Source organism: Kitasatospora sp. NBC_01287 (genome assembly GCF_026340565.1).
Taxonomy (GTDB): Bacteria; Actinomycetota; Actinomycetes; order Streptomycetales; family Streptomycetaceae; genus Kitasatospora.
Genome location: NZ_JAPEPB010000001.1, coordinates 4841761 through 4864114, shown reverse-complemented (window position 1 = coordinate 4864114; position 22354 = coordinate 4841761). Strand labels below are relative to the sequence as shown.

Below are 22354 nucleotides of genomic sequence, written 5' to 3'. Positions count from 1 at the left end.
GGGGAAGGGAAGCAAGATGCGAGTCACCTTGCTCACCGAGGGGACGTACCCGCACGCGCATGGCGGCGTCAGTGTGTGGTGCGACCAACTCGTCCAGGGCATGCCCGACGTCGAGTTCGACATCATCGCGGTGACCGGCACCGGCAGCGAGCCGCTGGCCTGGGAGCTGCCCCGCCAGGTCCGCACGGTCACCACCGCACCGCTGTGGGGGCCGCCGCTGCCCGGCAAGCCGCCGCGCGGCCGCGAGCTCCGCCGCTTCCTGGACGCCTACGAGCGCTTCCTGCACTCCGTCCTCGACCCGGTCTACGCCACCCACTTCGGCACCGAGCTGTACGGCTTCGCCGACTTCGCCCGGCGCGGCCTGCTCGCCCCGGCGCTGCGCAGCGAGGGGGCGCTGCGCACCCTGCAGCAGGTCTGGCACCGCCCCTACCTGTCCACCGCCGCCGCCGAGCCCACCCTGCACGACGCCCTGCACGCCACCGACCTGCTGGAGCACGCGCTGCGCCCGCTGGTGGTCGAGGTGCCGAGCGACGGGGTGACGCACGCGGTCAGCGGCGGCCTGGCCGCGCTGCCCGGGCTGATAGCGGCCCAGCAGCACAACGTGCCGTTCCTGCTCACCGAGCACGGCATCTACCTGCGCGAGCGCTACCTCGGCTACCGCACCGGGCCCTACCGCTGGCCGGTCAAGGCGCTGCTGCTCGGCTTCTACCGGATGCTCGCCGAGGAGAGCTACGCGCGCGCCGCCCTGGTCACCCCCGGCAACCGGTACAACCGGCGCTGGGAGGAGCGCGGTGGCACGCCCTCCGAGAACATCCGCACCGTCTACAACGGGGTCGACCCCGAACTCTTCCCGGCCGCCGGGCCCGAGCCCGAGCTGCCCACCATGAGCTGGGCGGGCCGGGTCGACCCGATCAAGGACCTGGAGACCCTGATCCGCGCCTTCGCGATCGTCAAGGCCGAGCTGCCCGAGGCCAGGCTGCGCCTGTTCGGCGGCACCGCGCGCGGTGCCGAGGGCTACCGCGACGGCTGCATCGCGCTCGCGGCCGAGCTGGGCCTGGCCGACTCGGTGGTCTTCGAGGGCCGGGTCGAGGAGATCAAGGACGCGTACGCGGCCGGCAGCATCGTGATGCTCAGCAGCATCAGCGAGGGCTTCCCGTTCACCCTGATCGAGGCGATGAGCTCGGGGCGGGCCACCGTCTCCACCGATGTCGGCGGGGTGCGCGAAGCGGTGGGCGACACCGGACTGGTGGTGCCGCCGCGCGAGCCCGAGCCGATGGCGCGGGCCGCCCTCGAACTGCTGCGCGATCCCGAGCGCCGGGCGGTGATGGGCGCCGGCGCCCGGATCCGGGTGGTCGAGCAGTTCACGCTGCGCCAGACCATCGACGCCTTCCGCGGCATCTACGCCGAACTGCTGGGTGAGAAGAACGACGAGAACACCGGTCTGACGGTGCTGCAGCCCGCGGCCGAGGGGGCCGCATGAGCGGGCCGCTGCGCCTGGTCCCCGACGAGGGGACCCCCGGCTGGGCGGAGGAGACGATGCTCCTGCGCACCCTGCCGCGCCGCCGTCCCCGGCCTGCCTCGACCCCTGCCCTGCCCGAGCTCTCCCCGGACCCCTTGGACGACCTGGCAGAGCGGCTCGCCGAGTTGTGCGCCGACGCGGTGCACCCCTACGAGATCGCCGCGTTCCTGGAGTCGGACGGCCTGACCGACGAGCAGGCCGCGCTGGTCTACGGCCGGGCCGACGCCTTCACGCTGGCCGAGGACCTGTTCGCCAAGGTCGCCCGCCGCTACCCGGGCCCGCCCCCGGCCGCCACCGACCCCTGGCGGGCGGACCCGTGGCGCTGCGTGCTGCGCGGGCTGGTCTTCGCCCTGCCCGGGCTCGGCTACCTGCTGGGCGCCGGCCTCTTCGCCGCGAACCGGACGCGCTTCGGCCTGCCCTCGGGGATGGCCGCGCTGGCCGCCGCGACCCTGCTGAGCTGGGCCTTCAACCAGGCCCTGGCGCACCGGGCGTACGGCTGGCTGAGCCTGGCCGACCGCCGCTCGGCGGCCCGCACCCTGGCGGTGGGCGCGCCGCTGGGCGCGCTGCTGGCGGCGGGCGCCGGCTGGCTGATCGGCGGCCCGCTGGCGGCTTTACTGTTCACCATCGGGCAGTCCGCCTACCTGGGCGCGGCCACCGTGCTGCTGGTGCTCGGCCAGGAGAAGCTGCTGCTGGCGGCGCTGACGCCGTCCGCGGCGGGCGCGGTGCTGGTGCGCCTGGTCCCGCTGCCCGGCTGGGCGAAGGCGGCGATCCTGCTGGCCACCCTGGCCGCCGCGGTGGGCCTGGCCGCTCAGCAGCTCCACCGCTGCCTCAGTGGCGACGGCTCCGGTCCGGCCGGGCCCGCCTGGTCGGCCACCGCCGCCTCCGGGCTGTTCGGGCTCGCGGTCGGCACGCTGACCATGATCGCCGGTCTCGGCCCGACCCTGCACCACGCCGTGCACCCGGACGCGCCGCCCTCGCCGGGCGCGAACGCCACCGGGCCTGCCCTGGTCGCGCTCACCCTGAGCCTGGGCCTGGCCGAGTGGCTGCTCTACCGCTACCGGAGCCTGGCCACCACGGCGCTGCGGATCAGCACCAGTCCGGGCGACTTCCGCCGCCGCACCGCCCTGGTGCTGCTCGGCTGCCTGCTCGGCTACCTGCTCGCGGTGGCCGCGCTGGACTACGCGGGCACCGCCCTCTGGGCACACGCCCCCTTGATCGGTCCGACCCAGTTGGCCGCACTCCTGCTGCTCGCCGCCACCCTGTGGACGGCACTGCTGCTGCAGGCGCTGTCGGTCGCCTGGCGTACCGCCGGCCTCTGCCTCGCGGCGGCCGGGTTCGAGAGCACCGTTCTGCTGATCGGCGGCGATCCGACCAGAGTCCAGCTGTACGGCTGTGGAGCAGCCGCCGCGCTGCTGGTCCCCCTGGCCGTGATCGTCCTCGGCCGCACCACCCGGCACCGCTGAGCACGAGCGCCACAGCGCACCACAGCGCACCCGCACCACTGACCGCACACTGACCGCACCCGCACTGATTCCCTGCCACCACACCACACAGAGAAGGCAGTTCCCCGACATGAGCACTGTCGCAGTCACCGGCGCCGAGGGATTCATCGGCTCCCACCTGACCGAGCACCTGGTCGCCCACGGGCACCGGGTGCGCGCCATGGTCCAGTACAACTCGTTCTCCAGCTTCGGCTGGCTGGAGACGCTTGACTCGGACACGCTCGACTCGGTGGAGATCGTCCTCGGCGACGTGCGCGACCCCGGATCGGTGAACGGCCTGGTCAAGGGCACCGAGGCCGTCTACCACCTGGCCGCGCTGATCGCCATCCCGTACTCCTACCAGGCCCCGCACTCCTACATCGACACCAACGTCAGCGGCACCCTCAACGTGCTGGAGGCGGTGCGCCACCTGGACGTCCCGCGGCTGGTGCACACCTCGACCAGTGAGACCTACGGCACCGCGCAGACCGTACCGATCACCGAGGACCACCCGATCAACACCCAGTCCCCGTACGCCGCTTCCAAGGCGGGCGGGGACCGGCTGGCGGACTCCTACCACGCCAGCTTCGAGACCCAGGTGGTCACCCTGCGGCCGTTCAACACCTTCGGCCCGCGCCAGTCGATGCGGGCCGTGATCCCGACCGTGATCGCGCAGATCGCCGCCGGGACGCGGGAGATCACCCTGGGCGACCTGCGGCCCACCCGCGACTTCATGTTCGTCAAGGACACCGCCGCGGCCTTCCACGCGGTGGGCACCGCGCCGGCCGAGACCGTGGTCGGCCGCACCTTCAACGCCGGTACCGGCGGCGAGATCTCGGTCGGCGACCTGGTCACCCTGGTCGGCAAGCTGATGGAGGTCGAGCTGAGCGTCCGCGAGGACACCCAGCGCCTGCGGCCGGCCAACTCCGAGGTGATGCGCCTGGTCGCCGACGCCAGCCGGCTGCGCGCGGCCACCGACTGGGCGCCGGCGCACTCGCTGGAGGCGGGCCTGGAGAAGACCATCGCCTTCTTCCGCGACCCGGCCAACCTGGCACGCTACAAGACCGACCTGTACAACGTGTGAGCCCGTCCAACATCAACTTCGTCTGAGCACGTCCACCTCAAATCGTGGGGGAGACCACCATGCACGCAGTGATTCTGGCCGGGGGCAAGGGCGTCCGGCTCCGGCCCTACACCACCGCCCTGCCCAAGCCGCTGGTCCCGATCGGCGACCAGCACGCCATCCTGGAGATCGTGATGCGTCAGCTGGCCGCGGCCGGCTTCAAGACCGTCACGCTCGCCATCGGGCACCTGGGCCACATCATCCGCGCCTACGTCGGCAACGGTTCGCAGTGGGGGCTGCGGGTCGGCTACGCCGTCGAGGACACGCCGCTGGGCACGATGGGCCCGCTGCTGACCATGCTCGACCGGCTGCCCGAGCACTTCCTGGTGATGAACGGCGACATCCTCACCGACCTGGACTTCGCCGGGGTGCTGAAGCACCACGAGGCGTCCAAGGCGCCGCTGACCATCGCGACCTACGCGCGCGAGGTCAAGATCGACTTCGGGGTGCTGACCACCGAGGCGGGCACCATCACCGGCTTCCGGGAGAAGCCGAGCATGGACTACCGCGTCTCGATGGGCGTCTACGGCGTCTCGCGGGCCGCGCTGACCAGCTACACGCCCGGGCTGCCGCTGGGCTTCGACGAGCTGGTCCTGGACCTGCTCGCGGCCCGGACCCCGCCGTCGGCCTACGAGTTCAACGGCTACTGGCTGGACATCGGCCGGCCCGACGACTACGACCGGGCCAACGCCGAGTTCGCCGCGCGCCGTTCGCTGCTACTGCGGGACGACCGCACCGAGCGCTCGCTGAACGAGCTCTCCCGGGCGGCCACCGGCGTGGCGGAGGAGGCCATCGAGCTGGACCCGACCGAAGCCGCCCCGGTCGGCGCGGCGGACGGGCGGGCCGCGTGAGGATCCTGCTGCTGGGTGCGGACGGCTTCCTCGGGCAGCACATCGCCGCCGCCCTGCGGGAGCTGCCGGACGCCGAACTGGCGACCGCGGGCCGCCGTCCGTCCCACGACCTGCGCCTCGACCTGACGATCGATCAGGTCGAGCCACTGGCCGCCGAGCTGGGGCGCCTGGGGCCCCAGCTCGTGGTCAACTGCGCGGGTGCGGTGGCCGGTGGCGCCCGGCACCAGAGCGAGGTCAACGCCCGGGGTCCGGCGATGCTCGTCGAGGCGCTGGAACTCGGGCTGCCCAAGGCCCGGTTGATCCATCTGGGCTCGGCCGGCGAGTACGGCCCGGCCGAGTACGGCAGCTCGCTGAGCGAGCGGGACCTGCCGCGCCCGACCGGCATCTACGGGGCGACCAAGCTGGCCGGGACCCTGGCGGTGGCCGAGTCCGCACTGGACGCGGTCTCGCTGCGGGTCTTCAACCCGGTCGGCCCGGGCGCCTCGGCGGCCTCGCTGCCCGGGCGGCTGGCGGCCGAGCTGGCCGCCCACCCCGGCGGGGTGGTCACGGTCGGTGACCTGTCCGCCTACCGCGACTTCGTGGACGCCCGCGACGTCGCCTCGGCGGTGGTCGCCGCCGCGCTGTCCACGGAGCCGCTGCCGCGCATCCTCAACGTCGCCGGCGGCCGGGCGCAGCCCGTCCGGGCGATCGCCGAGGGCCTGGTGGCGGCGGCCGGGTTCACCGGCCGGATCGAGGAGACGGGAGCCGGTTCGGACCGCTCGGCCTCCGTCTCCTGGCACCAGGGGGACATCTCGCTGGCCGGGCGGACGCTCGGCTGGCAGCCCCTGATCCCGCTGGAGCAGAGTCTGCGCGACCTCTGGGCCAGTGTGTCCGCCGAGCCACCGGCGGCCGACCACCGATGAACAGCACTTCCGCGGCCCGCCTGCTGGTGCCGCTGTACGTCCACCCCGCGGTGGACCCGGCGGCCTGGCAGGCGGTCGCGGCCGCCGGCCCCGAGCGGGTCCGGGCCGTGGTGCTCAACGTCGCCAACGGCCCGGGCCCCGAGCCCGACCAGGCCTTCGTCCAGGCCGCCGCCGAGCTCGCCGGGGCCGGCATCCCGCTGCTGGGCTACGTGGACACCGGCTACGGCCGCCGCCCGCACGCCGAGGTCGTCGCCGAGGTGCTGAACCACCGCCAGTGGTACGGCACCACGGGGGTGTACTTCGACCAGGCCGCGGCCCACCAGGCCGCGCTGGCGCACTATCGCCGGCTGACCACCGCGGCCCGCGCGGCCGGCTGCGAGCTGGTCGTGCTCGGCCACGGCGTGCACCCCGAACCATCCTTCGCCGGGCACGAGTTGGGTGACGTCCTGGTGACCTTCGAGGGCAGCTGGAGCGAGTACGATGCCCTGGTGCTGCCGCTCTGGACGGGTCACCACCCGGCCGAGCGGTTCTGCCACCTGGTCTACGGGGTCCCGGCCGAGCGGGCCGAGGCGGCGGGCGCGCTGCTCGCCTCCCGCCGGGCCGGCGTGGGCTGCGCGGTCCCCGGGTCGGGCACCAACCCCTGGAGCGAGCTGCCCTACGGCCTCGGCACCGCCGACGCACCACCCGCACCACCCGCACCACAGACACCACCGGCACAGCTCGCGCTGGTGGTGCCGCCACCCGCCGCCACGGGAAACCCCGCCACTCCACCATCGAAGCCGACGCACCTGGAGTGCCCGCAGTGACCCGTCGTACCGCTGCCCTGCTGGCGGCCCTGACCCTGACCACCGGCCTGTTCGCGAGCGCCTGCTCCAGCGGCGGAGGCGATGACGACTCGCAGTCGCCCGCGCCTGCGCCGGCCACCAGCGCGCCGAACTCGCCCACCGCGCAGCCGAGTCCCTCCGCCGGCCCGTCGGACGCCGGGTCGCCGAGCAGCTCACCCAGCGCGGCCCCGAGCGCCTCCGCCCCGGGCGCCGGTACCCACTCGCCGTCCGCGCCGCCCGCGCCGTCGGGGTCGGCCTCACCGGCACCTGCGTCGAACCCCGCGTCCGCGCCGGCCACCGGGCCCGCCTCGCCGGGCGGCCCGGGCCAGGCCCTGTGGCACCCCGCCCCCGGCACCAGCTGGCAGTGGCAACTCAGCGGCACCGTCGACCAGTCCGTGGACGCGCCGGTCTACGACATCGACGGCTTCGAGAACGACGCCTCGGTGGTCGCCTCGTTGCACGCCAAGGGCCGCAAGGTGATCTGCTACATCAACGTCGGTGCCTGGGAGAGCTTCCGCCCCGACGCCTCGTCCTTCCCCAGCTCCGTGCTCGGCTCCAGCGACGGCTGGAAGGGCGAGAAGTGGTTCGACATCCGGCAGATCAGCGTGCTGCAGCCACTGCTGGCCAAGCGCTTCGACATGTGCAAGGAGAAGGGCTTCGACGCGGTCGAACCCGACCTGCTGGAGGCCTACTCCAACAACTCCGGCTTCCCGGTCACCGCCGACGACCAGCTCGCCTACAACAAGATGATCGCCCAACTGGCCCATCAGCGCGGCCTGGCCGTCGCACTCAAGAACGACGTGGACCAGGTCCCGCAGCTGGTCGACTACTTCGACTTCTCCGTCGACGAGCAGTGCGCGGAGTTCCAGGAGTGCGACGGGTTGACGCCCTTCATCAAGCAGGGCAAGGCGGTGCTGCACGTCGAGTACAACGTGCCGAACAGCCAGTACTGCGCGCAGTCCAAGCAGCTCCAGCTCAGCTCGATGGAGAAGCACCTCAACCTGGACGCGTGGCGCGAGCCGTGCTGAGCACCGCCCGCGCCCGCCTGGACCAGCGCCGACCGGGTATCGGCTGACCAGATACCGGCCGACCAGGTACTACTTGACGGCGAGCCAGACCACCGCCACGACGACGAGCAGCGCGACGACCGCACCGGCCGCGATCAGGCCGGTGCGGCTGTTGCCGCCGCCACTGCGGTGCACGGAGACATTGCTCGGGGCCTGGGCCGCCGGCGTCTCCACAAAGGCCCGGAACATCTGGGTGCTGCCGGCGGGGTCTTCATAGTTCTCAGCCATGGCATGGGACTCTAACCAATCCTGGCCCGCCCGGGACAGTCCGACCCCTCCCCGGAGTGAGCGCCCGACCCGGAGTGAGCGCCCGCCCCGGAATGACCGCCGCACGGCGCGGGTTGTTCAGCAGCATGACCGACACCCTTGCCCCCGCCGTCCCGCTCGGCCCCTCCGAGCTGTCCGTCTTCCCGTTCTCGCTCGGCGGCAACGTCTTCGGCTGGACCGCCGACGAGGCGCAGTCCTTCGCCGTGCTGGACGCCTACGCGGCGGCCGGCGGCAACTTCGTCGACACCGCCGACGTCTACTCGTCCTGGGCCCCCGGCAACCAGGGCGGTGAGTCGGAGACCGTCCTGGGCAACTGGCTGCGCACCCGCGGCAACCGCGACCGGATCGTGGTGGCCACCAAGATCGGCCAGCACCCGCAGGCCAAGGGCCTGGGTGCGGCGAACATCCGCACAGCCACCGAGGCCTCGCTGCGCCGGCTCGGCATCGAGATGATCGACCTGCTCTACACCCACTTCGACGACCCCGAGGTCCCGGTGGCCGAGATCATCGGCGCGCTGAACGGCCTGGTGAAGGAGGGCAAGGTCCGCGAGATCGCCGCCTCCAACATCAGCGCCGAGCGGCTGGCCGAGTCGCTCGACTTCTCCGACCGGGAGGGCACGGCCAAGTACATAGCCCTGCAGCCGCACTACAACCTGGTCTCCCGCGCCACCTACGAGGGCGAACTGGCCGACACGGTGGCCGCGCACGGCCTCGCCGCCGTCCCCTACTTCGCGCTCGCGGCCGGCTTCCTGACCGGCAAGTACCGTACGGACGGCCCGAGCGTGGAGAGCGCCCGCGCCGAGGGCGCGCGCCGCTACCTGGCCGACCCGCGCGGCCCGCGGGTGCTCGCCGCGCTGGACACCGTCGCCGCCGCCCACCAGGTCGAGCCCGCCTCGGTGGCGCTGGCCTGGCTGACCGCCCAGCCGACGGTCGCCGCCCCCATCGCCAGCGCCCGCACCGTCGAGCAGCTCGCCCCGCTACTGGCCGCCACCACCCTGCGGCTCACCCCGGAGGAGCTGGCCCTGCTGGACACCGCCTCCGCGTGACACGGCGACCGGCCCCTGTCCACAGGCTGTGGACAGGGGCCGGTCGCGCACCGCGCCGAGCTCTCGCCGCGACCCGTTACGGCCGGCCGAGGTAGCTCGGGAAATAGCCGGCATTCAGCGTCGCGATCCGCACGTTCCGCCCTGGGCGCGGGGCCTCGACGTACTGGTTGCCACCCAGGTAGATGGCCACGTGGTGGATGCCGGAGGCGCGGTCGCTGTCCGACCAGAACATCAGGTCGCCGCGGCGCAGCTGACCGGCGCTGATCGGCGTGGTCGCCGCGTACTGGTCGTCGGCCACCCGGGGCAGGTCTATCCCGCCCCGGCGGTACGCCTGCTGCACCAGGCCCGAGCAGTCGTAGCCGGACGGTCCGTCACCGCCCCAGACGTAGGGCTTGCCGAGTTGGGCGAGGGCGTAGGCGATGGCCGACTCGGTGGCGGAGGAGCTCGCGGTGCCGGCCGTGCCGGTGGCGGCGGCACCGGAGCCGGTGCGGCTGAGGTAGACGTCGTAGTGCGTGGTGTAACGCCACTCACCACTGTCGTTCTGGAACCAGTACTTGGACCCGTCCCAGCCCTGCCGCATCCCCTCGCCACCGCCGTCCACCGGCTGAGCGGGCTGAGCGGGCTGAGCGGGCTGGCTCGTCCGGCTCACGTACACGTCGTAGTGACTGGTGTACCGCCACTCGCCCGCCGCGTTCTGGAACCAGTACCTCGACCCGTCCCAGCCCTGCCGCATCCCGTCGCCACCGCCGTCCACCGGCTGAGCGGACTGGACGGGCTGAGCGGACTGAGCGGACTGAGCGGACTGGCTCGTCCGGCTCACGTACACGTCGTAATGGCTGGTGTACCGCCACTCGCCCGCCGCGTTCTGGAACCAGTACCTCGACCCGTCCCACCCCAGTCCGCTCGGGACCGGGTCGGCGGCGGCCGTTCCGGCACCGAAGCCGAGGCCGACCACGCCGGCGCCCGCGAGCACGGTGGTGGCCAGGCAGGCCCCCCGCAGGGAACGGCCCACACGCGGTATTCGCGCGCGCCGCCGAGCGAGCCCGGCCAGTGACGCCGTCCGCGCCACGCAGTGCGGGCACCCGCACACCTGCGGCGCCGGCAGCTCGCCGCTCCGCTCCTCGAAGCCGATCAGGGCGGGACCGGTGGCTATCCTCATGCTCGATTCCCTTCCTTCTTCCTGGCGCTCTGCCCGGTGGCCCCGGCGGTGCGGCCGGCGGCCGGCGCCGGGACGGTGCCCGGCAGCGCGCTCGGCACCCCGGCGGGCGCGACGAAGGCGACCAGCAGTTGCTCCATCAGCGCGCTGCGGGCCGCCCTGTCCAGTTCATGGGCGGTCGCCCGCTCCAGCCGGCGGACCGCCAGCGCCGCCGCCTCCACCGCGTCGTCCACCAGCACGGTGCGCAGCCCCGCGTCCAGCTCGGCCAGCCGCCGGCGGCGCATCGAGTCGGCCACCTCGGGCGCGTAGTCCAGGGCCAGCGGCTGCACCGAGAACACCTCCAGACCGGCCGGCGCCGCTTCGGCGGCCACCCCCCGGGTCAGCTCGTCGGCGAACCACTGACCGTCGCGCAACGCGGGGCCGGGCGCCGCGTTGCTGTCACAGGGCAGGGTGCTGGCGACCCGGGTGAGCACCGCGTGGATCTGCTCGCGCAGGTAGTCCTCGTGGTCCCCGACCGCGAAGACCGCGCGGGCCGTGTCCTTGATCCGCCACACCACCAGCAGCCGGACCACGATGGGCGTCCCGCTCCGGTCGATGACCTGCACCGGATCGCTGCGCCAGTGCCGCAGCCTGATGTCCACCCGGCGGCGACGCAGCAGCGGGTTGACCCAGAGCAGCCCGGTCCGGCGCACCGTCCCCCGGTAGCGGCCCCAGCGGCTGAGCACCCGGGTCTCACCACCCGCGTTCGCGAGCAGCCCCGCCAGCAGGAGCAGGCCGACCGCACAGCCGATACCCGCCGCGAGCAGCGCCCAGCCGGTGACCACCGGACCACCCGCCGCCCGGGCCGCGGCACCGCGCAGATCGGGGAGCGGATGGGCCAGCCTCGGCACCGCTCCGACCCGGGCCAGCACCAGGGCCACCGAGGCCGCCGCGAGCAGCAGCGCGAAGAGCGCGAGCCACCCGGGAAGCGCGAACGCCCCCCGCTCACGCAGCTCCGGAACCACCTTCGGCGGGCGGCGGGCGGCCACCACCGCCCGCGTGTCCACAAGCTGCGGACGGGGCGCGGCCGCCGGGGCCGGCAGCGGGAGCGGCTGAGTCTCGGCGGCAGCCGCCGGCCTCTTCGGGAGCGGGGTCGCCCCGGCAAGGGTGCGATGGGCGAGGTCGCGGGGGCCATCCATATGGGGATCCTCCGAGTCGATGTATTACGCGCAGTCAGATTAAGTACATAACCCAGCAAATGCGACATTTGGCTGACAGTGTGTCGTGGTCACCTCCGCCGGCTGCCCGGGCCCCGGGCGAGCAGCCGCCGGGTGATCAGGGCGGTGCCCGCCAGGATCAGCAGCACCCCGCAACTCACCGCCCGCCACCCCCCGAACCTGACCCGCCGCACCGAGGCGCTGTCCGCGACCGGCGGCGGGCCCAGGGGCTGCGGGGAAGCGGCGGGAGAAGTCGGCATGACCGACTTCTGGGACGAGGCGGTACCGCCGTTCGAGCTGGACGCGGCGGAGAAGGTGGGGCTGGGAGTGGGGGTGGGGCTGGGACTCGGGCTCGCGCTCGGGCTCGGACTCGCGCCAGGCGTGGGACTCACGCTCGGACTCGCGCCGGAGGCAGGGCTCGCGGTTCGGGTGGGAGTGGGACTCGCACCGGAGGTGGGACTCACGCCCACACTCGCGCTCGGCGTAGGACTCACGCCCACACTCGCGCTCGGCGTAGGACTCACGCCCACACTCGCGCTCGGCGTAGGACTCACGCCCACACTCGCGCTCGGCGTAGGGCTCACGCTCACACTCGCGCTCGGCGTAGGGCTCACGCCCACACTCGCGCTCGGCGTAGGACTCACGCCCACACTCGCGCTCGGCGTAGGGCTCACGCTCACACTCGCGCTCGGCGTAGGGCTCACGCCCACACTCGCGCTCGGCGTAGGACTCACGCCCACACTCGCGCTCGGCGTAGGACTCACGCCCACACTCGCGCTCGGCGTAGGACTCACGCCCACACTCGCGCTCGCCGCCGCCACCCGCACCCGCACCGGGTCCCCCGCCGTCGCGTTGCCGGCCCGGTCGGTCGCCGTCGGGGTGAGCAGTTGCTCCCCCACCCCCAGATCCCGCAGCGCGTTGCACCGCCAGCTGCCGTCCACCGCCGCGACCGCCGCGCACAGCGCCCCGTCCCCGCCGGCCAGCACCGTGATGGTGGCCCCGGGCTCGCCCCGGCCCGCCAGGCCAGGGCGCACCACGTGCAGTTCCTCGCCCGGACCGGGCGCGGTGAGCACCGGCTTCGCGGGCGGCACCGTGTCCACCACCAGCGCGGTCGGCCGCCCGACCGCGTGGTGGCCGGCCGCGTCCACCGCCGTCGCCGTCAGCAGGTGCGGCCCCTCCGCGAGCTCCTCCACCGGCAGGCAGGCCCAGGAGCGGTCCGCCGGCACGGCCGTGCTGCACAGCTCGTTCCCACCCCCGCCCCCGCTCGGGTCGCCCTCCGCCACCGAGACCGTGCTCCCGGCGCCGCCGGTGCCGGTCAGCAGCAGCCCGGGGTCGTTGGTGTACGCGGGCAGCGTGAAGAGCGGCGCCGCCGGCGGCGTGGTGCTGACCGTGATCCGCACCGGGTCCCCGGCCAGCTCCGCGCCCCCGCTCGTCGTCTCGGCCAACTGGAGCGTCTGGTCCCCGTCGGCGAGCGCCGCGTCGGGCCGGCAGCTCCAGCCGCCGTCGCCCCGCACCGTCGCCCGGCAGAGCGTCACCTGACCCTCCTCGACTGCCACCGTCGCGCCCGGCACGCCGCTGTCGCCGGAGAACTCCGGCCGCTGATCGCCGACCTCCGCGCCCGCCAGGGGGTTGGTGAGTTCCGGCTTGGCCGCGCCGACGCCGAGCCGGATCGCCTGGTCCTCCACCTCGCCGGCGTCCGCGAACCCGTCGGCGGCCACCACCTGGGCGGGGTCGCGGGCGATCCGCAGCCGCGCCCAGGTGTCCCCGGCGGCGACGTTCGGCGGCACGATCCACTCCAGCGTCGCGCTGCTCGCCCCGGCGGGGATGTCCACCTGGGCCCGCTCGGTGGGGTCGAAGCGTCCGTCGCGGTCGAAGTCGATCCAGCCGGCCAGCGTCGCCGCGCTCTGGCCGGGGTTCACCGGCACCGTGACGTCGTAGTAGCCGCCGATCGCCGCATCGGGCGGGAAGACCACGGTGGGGTCGTTGGTGGTGTGCTCGACCCGGCCCGGCTGCAGTTGCGGCGGCGGCTGGGGCCCGGCGCCGCGGTGGCTGAGCCCGGCGGTCGGCACCGCGCCCGCGGCGTCACTGCCGAGGAAGAGGTCGGAGATCACGTGCGAGGCGTTCCCGTAGCCGACCGGCGCGCTGCCCAGCGTCTCGTCCAGCGTGACGGTGAACGCCTGGAGCAGGTCGGGCAACGCGGTGGCACTGCCGGGGGCGGCGGTGTCGCGGCGCTCGACCCGGAACGTCGCGGTGTCGAAGGTGCCGTCGAGTTCGAGGGTGCCGGCCGGATCGAGGGCCGCGTCGGCGGAGCCGTCGACGCCGGCGGGGGCGAGCGCGCCACCGGCCGCCGTCCAGCCCCGCCACGGCGAGCGGGCGGTCAGCGCGGGGGCGCCCGGGGTGCCGCCGGTGACGCTCAGCCGCAGGGCCGAGCTGGTGCGGCCGCCCGGGCCGTACGCCGCCCCGGCCAGGCCGCTGACGTGCAGTCGGGGATCGCGCACCGGTCGGGAGAAGCTGAGCCGCAGGGTGCCGAGGGTGCGCCAGCTGCCGTCCGGCTGCGGGCGGTCGGTGTCGATCCGCAGGGTCTCGGCGGGCGCTCCGGGGCGGATCCCGTCCGTGAAGGGGGTCGAGGCGCCGTCGGCCAGTGTCCCGGCGGCGGGCCACGCGGTGACCCCGGGCTCGGCGGCGAAGTCGAGGTCGACCGCCAGGCCGGAACGCAGCACCGCGCGCTGGTCCTGGGACCATCCGTCCGGCGACTGCTGCGCCTGTGAGACGGCCGGCAGCCAGCCGATGGTGACCGCGACGGCCAGTGCGGCCGCCACCGCCACCGGCCGCCGCAGGCGGGTAGCGCCGCGAGGCCGGGGCCGGGGGCAGGGGCGGGGGCGGGTCGGACTGCCGTTCCGTGGCGATCTCGCGGGCATGACACCCTCCTGTGCACACGATGTGACAAGAAGGAATCACGATCTAACGCTCTGTCATGGATGCCACTCGGCAGGGCCCCCCGCAACCACCCGGACGGCCGCAACGGCTACGGAGCGTCCGTCCGGACCTTGTACAGCATGGTGAAGGCCTTCACCTCGACGCACTCCGCCTCCGGCAGCACCGCGACCTCCTCCTCCGCCCGCGCCGCCTCGTCCAGCACCGCCAGCAGCCGGTCCCGCAGCCGCACGGCCTGCTCCGGCCGCAGCCGGAAGGTGCTCTGCCGGAACGCCCCGCCCACCCCTGGCACCCCTGGCTCCTCCTCCGACGCGGAGCCGAAGTCGATCCGGTCGCCGAGGAAGTCCCGCTCGGCATCGCGCCGCACCAGGTCCAGCACAGCGAGCACGGCCGCCAGCCCCTCCGGGCGGTGCCCCGAGTCGGTGGCGAAGATCTCGGGCGAGAGCTGGATCTGCGACTGGCGCACCTGGTAGCGGCTCTCCACGATCCCGGAGACCAGGCGGGTGCCGGCGACCGCGATCAGCTCGGCCCCTTCGAGCTGCTTGATGTGCCGGTAGAGCTTGGTCGGCGGCTCCTCCAGTTCGGCGGCCAGCTCCTTGACCGTCATCGGCCGCGGCTGATGCCTGGCCAGCGCGCCGAGGATCGCCAGGCGCAGCGGGTCGGCGAGCACCTTGAGCGTCGCGGCGTCATTGACCAGGCGTTCCTTCGCGCTTTCCAGCATCCGGCCATTCTGGCAGGCGTTCAGGGCTTGTGCGATCGCTCACTCATAGGAAACCATTCACAACATGGTGAACATTCCCCTTCGGCGAAATCGCCGCTTCCAGCTGCTCTGGGCCGGCTCCGCCGCCGCCCTGCTCGGCACCCGGATCGCCGACACCGCCTATCCCCTGCTGCTGCTCGCCACGACCGGCTCACCGGTGCTCGCCGGAGCCTTCGCGAGCGTGGAGTTCACCGCCGCACTGCTCTGCGGGCCGCACGCGGGCGCGGTCGCCGACCGGTACGACCGGCGCCGGATCCTGCTCCTCGCCGAGACCGTGCGGCTGCTGGCGGCGGCGGGGGTGGTGGTCGCGCTGGCACTGGGTCACTTCACCTTCGGGCAGGCGGTGCTGGTCGCCGCGGCGACCGGCGCCGCGAGCGCCTACGCCGGACCGTCCCGGATGCTCGCGGTCCGCTCGGTGGTCCCCGCTGCCCAACTCCGGCAGGCGCTGGCCCAGGAGGAACTGCGCGGCAGCAGCACCTCGCTGCTCGGGCCGCCGCTGGCCGGGCTGCTCTTCGCCGCCGGGCGGCCCCTGCCGATCCTCGGCACCGCGCTGGGCTCGCTGCTCTCCCTCGCCGCCGTCCGGGCCGCGCTCCCCCGCACCCCCGCCGCCCGGGCGGCGGCCCCCGCCGCACCGGACCCGGACGCCGACCCCGGCCATCAGCCCGGACCGCTCCCCCCGGCCACCACCCCGCTGCGGCTGCTCTTCGGCAGCCCGCTGCTGCGCGCCACCCTCGGCGCGGCCATCCCGCTGAACCTGGTCGGCTCGGGCATGACGCTGGTGGTCCTGGTGCTGCTCCGCTCGCGCGGCGCCGACGGCACCACCGTCGGGCTCACCCTGGCCGGCGAGGCCGCCGGCGCGATCGGCGGCGCCTTCCTGGTGGGGCGACTGCACCGACTGGCCGGCCCCGGCCGACTCCTGCTGGGCGCGGCCTGGCTCTGCGTCCCGCTGCTGCTCGTCCTGTTGCTGCCCGGCGGCCCGGTGGTGGTCTTCCTCGCGCTCGCCGCGATGAACCTGGCACTGCCCGCACTGCGGGTGATGATCGACGTGCTGATCTTCCAGCAGGTGCCGGACGGGCTGCGCGGCAGGGTGATCGCGATCACCCTGACGACCGTGATGCTCGGCGTACCGCTCGGCAGCATGCTGGCCGGCCTGCTGCTCGACCTGCTGTCGCCCGGCAGTGCGCTGGTCGTCTTCGCCGCCCTGCTCGCCCTCGGCCTGCTGCCCTCGACCGCCGGCCGGGCCCTGTGGACCGCGCGCTGGCCGACGGCGCCGGCCGCACCGGCCACCGTGCCGGCCCGAGCGGCCTGAACCGGCCTCGGAAAACGCCGAAGGCCCCTCGCGGGAGGGGCCTTCGATCAGGTGGTGCGCTCAGCAGGATTCGAACCTGCAACCTCTTGATCCGTAGTCAAGTGCTCTATCCGTTGAGCTATGAGCGCTCGGACGGCTCCGAGGGGGAGCCGCGAGCGGTGGAACTGTGCGCTCAGCAGGATTCGAACCTGCAACCTCTTGATCCGTAGTCAAGTGCTCTATCCGTTGAGCTATGAGCGCTCGCCCCGGCGGCTGGGCCTCCGGGGCGTTGCGGGGACAACATTACATGACCGTCGACCTGGGGTGAAATCGATAAGTTCCGGGCGGGTCAGCACCGATCGGGCGCACAGACGCCGAGAGCCCCGTCGACCGAAGTCGACGGGGCTCCCATCGGGCGGAGGCTGAGGGATTTGAACCCTCGATCAGGAATAACCCCGAAACCGCATTAGCAGTGCGGCGCCATAGACCGGACTAGGCGAAGCCTCCATCCACTCGGACCAGCACCGTCTCCGGTGTGCTCCGCGTGCAGGAGATGATGCCACAGCTCGGGGCTCCGGCACCAACCACCGCTTACGTTACTAGGCGGGTCGTCCTCTCGGCAAAAACAATGGGATACTCCAACCCCCGGAGGCAGCCCGGTCCGCGAGCGCGAACCGCAAGTCGTAAGTCGTGAGGAGACCTGTCGACGTGAGCAGCAGGCCGATCCGAGGCGCTGCTCGCCTCGCCGCGATACTCGACGCGTTGCCCGACGCGCTGCTGCTGGTGAACAGCAACGGCACCGTGGTGGACGCCAACCAGGCCGCCGTCCGCAGCCTGCAGACCCCCGGCACCTCCCTGGTGGGGATGGGCGTGCTCGACCTGCTCCCCGACTTCGACCCCAGCCGGATCCCCGGCTCGATGCGCCCGGCCCCGCGCGACCGCGAGGAGGCCGACCGGCCGGTGCGGATGACCGCCCGCCGCACCGACGGCAGCACCTTCCCGGTCGAGGTCTCCGGCAACGACTTCGCCGACGAGAACAGCAGCGAGGGCCGCGGCTACGCGCTCCCCCCGCTCGTCCCGTACGACCCCTACCGGGACGGCGGCCCGCGCGCCTCCGGCCCCGGCGACCTGCTGCTGCTCCTGGTCCGCGACCTCTCCAGCCGGCTGGGCGTCGAGGCGGAACTGCGCCGCCAGCACAAGCAGACCGAGATGATCCTGCGGGCGGCGGCCGAAGGCGTGCTCGGGGTCGACCTGGAGGGGCGGGTGGTGCTGGTCAACCCGGCCGCCGCGCACATCCTGGACTTCAGGGCCAGCGAGCTGGGCGGCCGTGAGCTGCACCCGCTGGTCCAGCACTCCCGCGCCGACGGCACCCCGCTGGCCGCCGACGAGTCCGCACTGCTCGACACCCTCACCTCGGGCCGCAAGCACCGGGTGCGCGGCGCCACCCTCTGGCGCAAGGACGGCCGGGCGGTCACGGTCGACCTGACGACGGCTCCGGTGCGCGACGGCGACCAGCTGGTCGGCGCGGTGATGACCTTCACCGACCGGACCAGGGAGCTGGCCCTGACCGCCCGCGCCGACCACCTGACGGCGGTGCTGGAGACCGAGGTCAGCGGCGCCCTGGAGGCACTGCGGCAGCGGATCGACGCGCTGGCCGGCGACCCGGCCGGGCAGCTGTGGCCGGAGGCGAACTGGACGCTGCGCGCGTTGGCCGACGACTGCCGCCGGTTCGGCCTGCTGGTCGACGGCGTGCTGGCCCACCAGCGCCACGAGCAGGAGACCGGCACCGGCGAGGGCCGCGAGGACGGCGACTCGCTCGACCGCGCGCAGACCTCGCTGGACAAGCTGATCGCGCGCGCGGTCGAGTTCGCCGGGCAGTTGGTCGGCCCCGGCCGGCTGCGCTTCTCGGTGCACGCCGCCGCCGTCGAGGTGAGCGCCGACCACGAGAAGCTGGCCGAGGCGCTCGCCCACCTGGTGGCCGACGTCAGCGGCACCGAGCTGTCCGGCGGCCCCGGCACCGGCGGCGGCCAGGCGCCGATGGTGGTGCTGGCCGCGGCTCAGCGCGGCGAGGTGGCCCGGATCGAGGTGCGCGGCCCCGGGCGGGGCGGCAGCCGGGTGCACGTGCCGATCGCGCGCGGACTGGTGGAGCGGCACGGCGGCGTGCTACAGCCCCACGAACTGCCCAACCACGCGGGCACCACCTACGTGGTGGAGCTGCCGCTCGACCCGGCGGCGGCCAGCGCCGCGGCCGCGCGGTCGGCGGCGAACGGCGGGCGGCAGGTGCCGCGCGAGACCGACACGGCGGTGCTGCCCGAGATGCCGGGCCTGACGGACGAGCCCGGCAGCGCCGCGGAGCCCGACGGAGCGCACCCCGGGAGCACCGGGGCGGACCGGGCCGCGAGCCCGCGCAAGGCCGGCGCCGACGGCGGCACCGGGCGCGGCCCACTGGCCCTGGGCCCCGGCCCCGTCGAACCGGGCGTTCCGGGGAGCCAGAGCAGCCAGGGGCACGCTGCTGAAGGGGCCCCGCCGGCGGCCGAAGCGGCCCGCGGCCCGTTCGCGCTCGGCCCCGGGCCGAGCGCCGAGGAGCAGCCGCCCGCCCAGCCCTCACGCCGCCGGCGGGCGCTGCCCGCGCAGCCGGGCCCTGCGGTACCGCCCGCCGGCGCGCTCGCGCTGCCCGGCGTGCCCGACCTCGACACCCCGCGCTACCCCGGTCTGGAGCACGCGCTGCCGCCGCTGCCCGCCGCACCGCCACTGCCCGCGCCCGGTCCGGCCGCCGAGCAGCAGCAGCCGACCGGGCGGCGCCGCCGCCTGGGCATCCCGGGGGCCGCGCAGCCCGCACTGGAGTCGGCCCGGGCCGGCGAGGACCCGGCGGCGGCCGGCCCCTCGGCGGCGCTCGCCCTCACCGAGTCGGCACCACCGGTGCCCGCGGCACCGCCGATCGTGCCGCCGCTGCCGCAGCAGGTGCCGGTGGGCAGCGGGCTGGGCGAGCTGGCCCCGCCGCGGCCGTCCGGCTTCGCGAGCGCTTTCCCGGCCGCCTTCCCGACCCCGCAGGCCGGCGCCGCCGCTCCCGCGGCACCCGGGCCCGCCGAGTCGCGCACACCGCCGCGGCCGATCGCCGAACTGCCCCCCGCGGCGGTCGACGGGCCGTCAGGCAGCGGCCCCGGCTTCGCCTTCGGCGCCGGAACCGGCACCGGCCCTGGCGTGGGGACCCACCCGGGCTCCGGCTCCGGGTCCGGGTCCGGTTCCGGGGACACCGAGAGCGGGCTGCCCCGGCTCTCCGGCGAGGACGATCCGGCGGTGCCGGGTGCCGACACCGCGCCGCGGGTGCCCGAGTACCCGGACTACCCGACGATGGTCAACCCGACCGCCGACGGCCGCCCGCGCCGCCTGCTGGTCTGGCCCGAGCCCGACCCGTCGACCAAGCAGGCGCTCCAGGAGCGCGGCTACCGCCCGGTGATAGTCCGCTCCCGCGAGGAGGTGGACGCCCAGGTCGCCGCCTATCCCGCCGCGCTCTTCGTCGACCCGCTGACCGGCCCGATCACCCGCACCGCGCTGCAGTCGCTGCGCACCGCCGCGCTCAACAGCCGGGTCCCGGTGCTGGTCACCGCGGGGCTCGGCCAGGCCACCCGGGACGCCGCGTACGGGGCCGACCCGGCGGTGCTGCTGCGCGCGCTGGCCCCGCGCGACAGCGAGAACCACGCCGCGCGCGTGCTGCTGGTGGAGGGTGACCCGGACATCGCCGCCGCGCTGACCAGCAGCCTGGAGCGGCGCGGCATGCACGTGGAGCACGCCGTCTCCGAGAACGACGCGGTCTCCAAGGCGAGCAGCGTGCAGCCCAACCTGGTGGTGATGGACCTGCTGCAGATCCGCCGCCGCCGGTTGGGCCTGCTGGACTGGCTGCGGAGCAACGACCGCCTGCACCGCACCCCGCTGGTCGTCTACACCTCGGTCGACCTGGACCCGGCCGAGCTGCCGCGGCTGCGCACCGGCGAGACGGTGCTCTTCCTCGCCGAGCGCTCCACCAGTGCCGACGTGCAGGCGCGGATCGTCGACCTGCTGGGCCGGATCGGCTCGCTGGGCGAGGTGGCGACGGCCGGTTGACGGCCGGTTGACGGCCACGGCCGGCGGGCATCCGCCGACCGGCCGTGGCCGCGGAGCCGGCCCCGGTGGCGGCCCCGGCACGGCGCGGCGCCTCAGTCCTTGCCGAGCACCGTGACGTCCAGCTCCTCGGCGGCGTAGGAGGCGCGGATCACCTTCTTGTCGAACTTGCCGACCGAGGTCTTGGGCACCGAGGGCACCAGCACCCAGCGCTCCGGCAGCTGCCAGGAGGCGATCCGCCCGGCCAGGAAGCCCCGCAGGCCGCGCAGGTCGACGGTGGCGCCGGGCCGCAGCACCACGGTGGCCAGCGGCCGCTCGCCCCACTTCTCGTCGGGGACCGCGACCACGGCCGCCTCGGCCACCTCAGGGTGGGCCATCAGGTGGTTCTCCAACTCGACCGAGGAGATCCACTCACCGCCGGACTTGATCACGTCCTTGGCCCGGTCGGTGAGGGTGAGGAAGCCGTCGGCGGTGATGGTGCCCACGTCACCGGTGCGCAGCCAACCGTCCTCGGAGAACTTGTCCTCGGGGCGCTCCGGTTCGCGGCCGGCCCCGCCGTAGTAGGCGCCGGCGATCCACGGGCCGCGCACCTCCAGCTCACCGGCCGACACGCCGTCGTGCGGCACCCGCTCGCCGCCGGGGCCGATCAGCCGGGCCTGCACGGAGGCCGGGAAGACGCCCTGGGTGACCCGGTAGGCCCACTCCTCGTCGGCGGGCAGGCCGGCCGGGGGCAGGCCGAAGGTGCCCAGCGGCGAGGTCTCGGTCATGCCCCAGGCGTGCACCACCCGGATGCCGTGGCGCTCCTCGAAGCCCCGCATCAGCGCCGGCGGGCAGGCCGAGCCGCCGATCACCACCTGACGCAACGAGGAGGTGTCATAGGGTTCCTGACGGTCCGTCGGGTGGTCGAGCTCGTCCAGCAGGCCGTTCCAGATGGTCGGCACCGCCGCGCTGACGGTGGGCCGGACCCGTTCGATCATGGCGGCCAGCGGCTGCGGCTGCAGGAAGCGGTCGGGCATCAGCAGGCTCGCCCCGGACATGAACGCGGCGTGCGGGATGCCCCAGGCGCCGACGTGGAACATCGGGACCACCGGCAGCGCGATGTCCTGCGGGGCGAGACCGAAGGTGGCGGCCGAATTGACCTGCAGGCAGTGCAGGTAGACCGAGCGGTGGCTGTAGACCACGCCCTTGGGGTCGCCGGTGGTGCCGGAGGTGTAGCAGATCATCGCCGGGCTGCGCTCGTCCAGCTCCTCCTGCCACGGGTAGTCGGTGGGGCGACCGGCGATCAGCTCGTCGTAGTCGTGCACGGTGCCCGCGAACCCTGCCAGCAGCGTCCGGTCGCCCTGCCCGCTGACCACGATGTGCTGGAGGGTCGGCGCGAGGTGGGGCAGCACCCCGGCGAGCAGCGGGAGCACGCTGCCGCTGACGATGATCGCGTGGTCGGCCGCGTGGTCGATGATGAACGCCAACTGCGCGGCAGGCAGCCGCAGGTTGAGGGTGTGCAGCACCGAGCCCATCGAGGGCACCGCGAGGTACGCCTCCAAGTGGTCGGCGTTGTTCCACATCAGGGTCCCGATCACGGTGTCGGGCGTGGCGCCCAGCTCGTCGCGGAGCGCGTGGGCGAGCTGGGCGGCGCGGGCGCCGACCTCGGCGAAGGTGCGCACCTCGGGGCCCTGCTCGGTCCAGGTGGTCACGGTCGCCCGGCCGTGGATGGTCGCACCGTGCCCCAGGATCCGGGCGACGGTGAGCGGTACGTCCTGCATGGTGCTGAACACGCGGGTCCTCCTTGACCGGGCTGCCTGCCTGCGGTCCACCCTGCTCGCTGCGGGTTGCTACCGGCAAGTA

At 74.3% G+C, this 22354-nt stretch carries 15 protein-coding genes, 3 tRNA genes and 1 pseudogene; 10 read left to right on the top strand and 9 right to left on the bottom strand.

Annotation, left to right across the window (positions count from 1 at the left end; genetic code table 11):
• The first annotated feature begins 16 nt into the window (after positions 1-16).
• The 7 genes and pseudogenes from pelF (at position 17) to OG455_RS20860 (ending at position 7728) form a co-directional block, all read left to right on the top strand.
• Positions 17-1480, top strand: a complete 1464-nt coding sequence (gene pelF, locus OG455_RS20890; protein WP_266295941.1) for a GT4 family glycosyltransferase PelF — start codon at positions 17-19, stop codon at positions 1478-1480.
• The gene (locus OG455_RS20885) at positions 1477-2982 is read left to right on the top strand and encodes a hypothetical protein (protein ID WP_266295940.1); all 1506 of its coding nucleotides are present in this window, start codon (positions 1477-1479) and stop codon (positions 2980-2982) included. The genes pelF and OG455_RS20885 overlap by 4 nt, the downstream gene beginning before the upstream one ends.
• A 109-nt stretch (positions 2983-3091) precedes the next feature.
• Entirely contained in the window at positions 3092-4084 is a 993-nt protein-coding gene (locus tag OG455_RS20880) for an SDR family NAD(P)-dependent oxidoreductase (protein ID WP_266295939.1), read from the top strand.
• A gap of 59 nt (positions 4085-4143) precedes the next feature.
• Positions 4144-4848 (top strand): annotated as a pseudogene (locus OG455_RS20875) (NDP-sugar synthase); the annotation flags it as partial.
• A gap of 122 nt (positions 4849-4970) precedes the next feature.
• Positions 4971-5876 carry an NAD(P)-dependent oxidoreductase gene (locus tag OG455_RS20870; protein WP_266295938.1) on the top strand — a complete coding sequence of 302 codons (906 nt, stop codon included), beginning with the start codon at positions 4971-4973 and terminating at the stop codon, positions 5874-5876.
• Positions 5873-6682: a spherulation-specific family 4 protein gene (locus OG455_RS20865; protein WP_323185545.1), complete on the top strand. Its 810-nt coding sequence runs from the start codon at positions 5873-5875 to the stop codon at positions 6680-6682. The genes OG455_RS20870 and OG455_RS20865 overlap by 4 nt, the downstream gene beginning before the upstream one ends.
• A complete protein-coding gene (locus OG455_RS20860) occupies positions 6679-7728 on the top strand; it encodes an endo alpha-1,4 polygalactosaminidase (protein ID WP_266295937.1) in 1050 nt (349 codons plus the stop codon). The genes OG455_RS20865 and OG455_RS20860 overlap by 4 nt, the downstream gene beginning before the upstream one ends.
• A gap of 69 nt (positions 7729-7797) precedes the next feature.
• Here OG455_RS20860 and OG455_RS20855 read toward each other — a convergent pair whose 3' ends face one another.
• Entirely contained in the window at positions 7798-7995 is a 198-nt protein-coding gene (locus OG455_RS20855) for a hypothetical protein (protein WP_266295936.1), read from the bottom strand.
• 125 nt (positions 7996-8120) lie between these two features.
• Between OG455_RS20855 and OG455_RS20850 the strand changes: the two genes are divergently transcribed.
• Positions 8121-9080, top strand: a complete 960-nt coding sequence (locus OG455_RS20850; RefSeq protein WP_266295935.1) for an aldo/keto reductase — start codon at positions 8121-8123, stop codon at positions 9078-9080.
• A 76-nt stretch (positions 9081-9156) separates the two neighbouring features.
• Here the strand turns inward: OG455_RS20850 and OG455_RS20845 are convergent, their stop codons facing one another.
• The 4 genes from OG455_RS20845 to OG455_RS20830 all read right to left on the bottom strand — a co-directional run bounded on the left by OG455_RS20845 (position 9157) and on the right by OG455_RS20830 (position 15087).
• Positions 9157-10239, bottom strand: coding sequence for a C40 family peptidase (locus tag OG455_RS20845; protein ID WP_266295934.1), 1083 nt, complete (start codon positions 10237-10239; stop codon positions 9157-9159).
• The gene (locus OG455_RS20840; RefSeq protein WP_266295932.1) at positions 10236-11414 is read right to left on the bottom strand and encodes an SPFH domain-containing protein; all 1179 of its coding nucleotides are present in this window, start codon (positions 11412-11414) and stop codon (positions 10236-10238) included. The genes OG455_RS20845 and OG455_RS20840 overlap by 4 nt, the downstream gene beginning before the upstream one ends.
• Before the next feature lie 89 nt (positions 11415-11503).
• Entirely contained in the window at positions 11504-14251 is a 2748-nt protein-coding gene (locus OG455_RS20835; RefSeq protein ID WP_266295930.1) for an Ig-like domain-containing protein, read from the bottom strand.
• Between the two features lie 206 nt (positions 14252-14457).
• Positions 14458-15087, bottom strand: coding sequence for a helix-turn-helix domain-containing protein (locus OG455_RS20830; RefSeq protein WP_266295928.1), 630 nt, complete (start codon positions 15085-15087; stop codon positions 14458-14460).
• A gap of 64 nt (positions 15088-15151) precedes the next feature.
• On the opposite strand from OG455_RS20830, the gene OG455_RS20825 reads away from it, so the two are divergent.
• A complete protein-coding gene (locus tag OG455_RS20825; protein ID WP_266295926.1) occupies positions 15152-16435 on the top strand; it encodes an MFS transporter in 1284 nt (427 codons plus the stop codon).
• 52 nt (positions 16436-16487) lie between these two features.
• On the opposite strand, the gene OG455_RS20820 is transcribed toward OG455_RS20825, so the two are convergent.
• The 3 genes from OG455_RS20820 to OG455_RS20810 all read right to left on the bottom strand — a co-directional run bounded on the left by OG455_RS20820 (position 16488) and on the right by OG455_RS20810 (position 16921).
• Positions 16488-16563, bottom strand: a tRNA-Arg gene (locus tag OG455_RS20820).
• A 39-nt stretch (positions 16564-16602) separates the two neighbouring features.
• Positions 16603-16675: transfer RNA gene (locus OG455_RS20815), tRNA-Arg, on the bottom strand.
• Between the two features lie 155 nt (positions 16676-16830).
• Positions 16831-16921, bottom strand: a tRNA-Ser gene (locus OG455_RS20810).
• Positions 16922-17122: 201 nt separating this feature from the next.
• Between OG455_RS20810 and OG455_RS20805 the strand changes: the two genes are divergently transcribed.
• Positions 17123-20515 (top strand): PAS domain-containing protein, encoded by a 3393-nt coding sequence (locus tag OG455_RS20805; RefSeq protein WP_266295924.1) that lies wholly within the window; start codon positions 17123-17125, stop codon positions 20513-20515.
• Between the two features lie 92 nt (positions 20516-20607).
• On the opposite strand, the gene OG455_RS20800 is transcribed toward OG455_RS20805, so the two are convergent.
• Positions 20608-22284, bottom strand: coding sequence for a long-chain fatty acid--CoA ligase (locus OG455_RS20800; protein ID WP_266295907.1), 1677 nt, complete (start codon positions 22282-22284; stop codon positions 20608-20610).
• Positions 22285-22354: the final 70 nt, after the last annotated feature.

Excerpts from the sequence above, each read along its gene's own strand:
- OG455_RS20885 (WP_266295940.1), top strand. The coding sequence starts at position 1,477 with ATGAGCGGGCCGCTGCGCCTGGTCCCCGACGAGGGGACCCCCGGCTGG.
- OG455_RS20865 (WP_323185545.1), top strand. The coding sequence starts at position 5,873 with ATGAACAGCACTTCCGCGGCCCGCCTGCTGGTGCCGCTGTACGTCCAC.
- OG455_RS20830 (WP_266295928.1), bottom strand. The coding sequence starts at position 15,087 with ATGCTGGAAAGCGCGAAGGAACGCCTGGTCAATGACGCCGCGACGCTC.
- OG455_RS20880 (WP_266295939.1), top strand. The coding sequence starts at position 3,092 with ATGAGCACTGTCGCAGTCACCGGCGCCGAGGGATTCATCGGCTCCCAC.
- OG455_RS20850 (WP_266295935.1), top strand. The coding sequence starts at position 8,121 with ATGACCGACACCCTTGCCCCCGCCGTCCCGCTCGGCCCCTCCGAGCTG.
- OG455_RS20845 (WP_266295934.1), bottom strand. The coding sequence starts at position 10,239 with ATGAGGATAGCCACCGGTCCCGCCCTGATCGGCTTCGAGGAGCGGAGC.
- OG455_RS20855 (WP_266295936.1), bottom strand. The coding sequence starts at position 7,995 with ATGGCTGAGAACTATGAAGACCCCGCCGGCAGCACCCAGATGTTCCGG.
- OG455_RS20825 (WP_266295926.1), top strand. The coding sequence starts at position 15,152 with ATGGTGAACATTCCCCTTCGGCGAAATCGCCGCTTCCAGCTGCTCTGG.
- pelF (WP_266295941.1), top strand. The coding sequence starts at position 17 with ATGCGAGTCACCTTGCTCACCGAGGGGACGTACCCGCACGCGCATGGC.
- OG455_RS20840 (WP_266295932.1), bottom strand. The coding sequence starts at position 11,414 with ATGGATGGCCCCCGCGACCTCGCCCATCGCACCCTTGCCGGGGCGACC.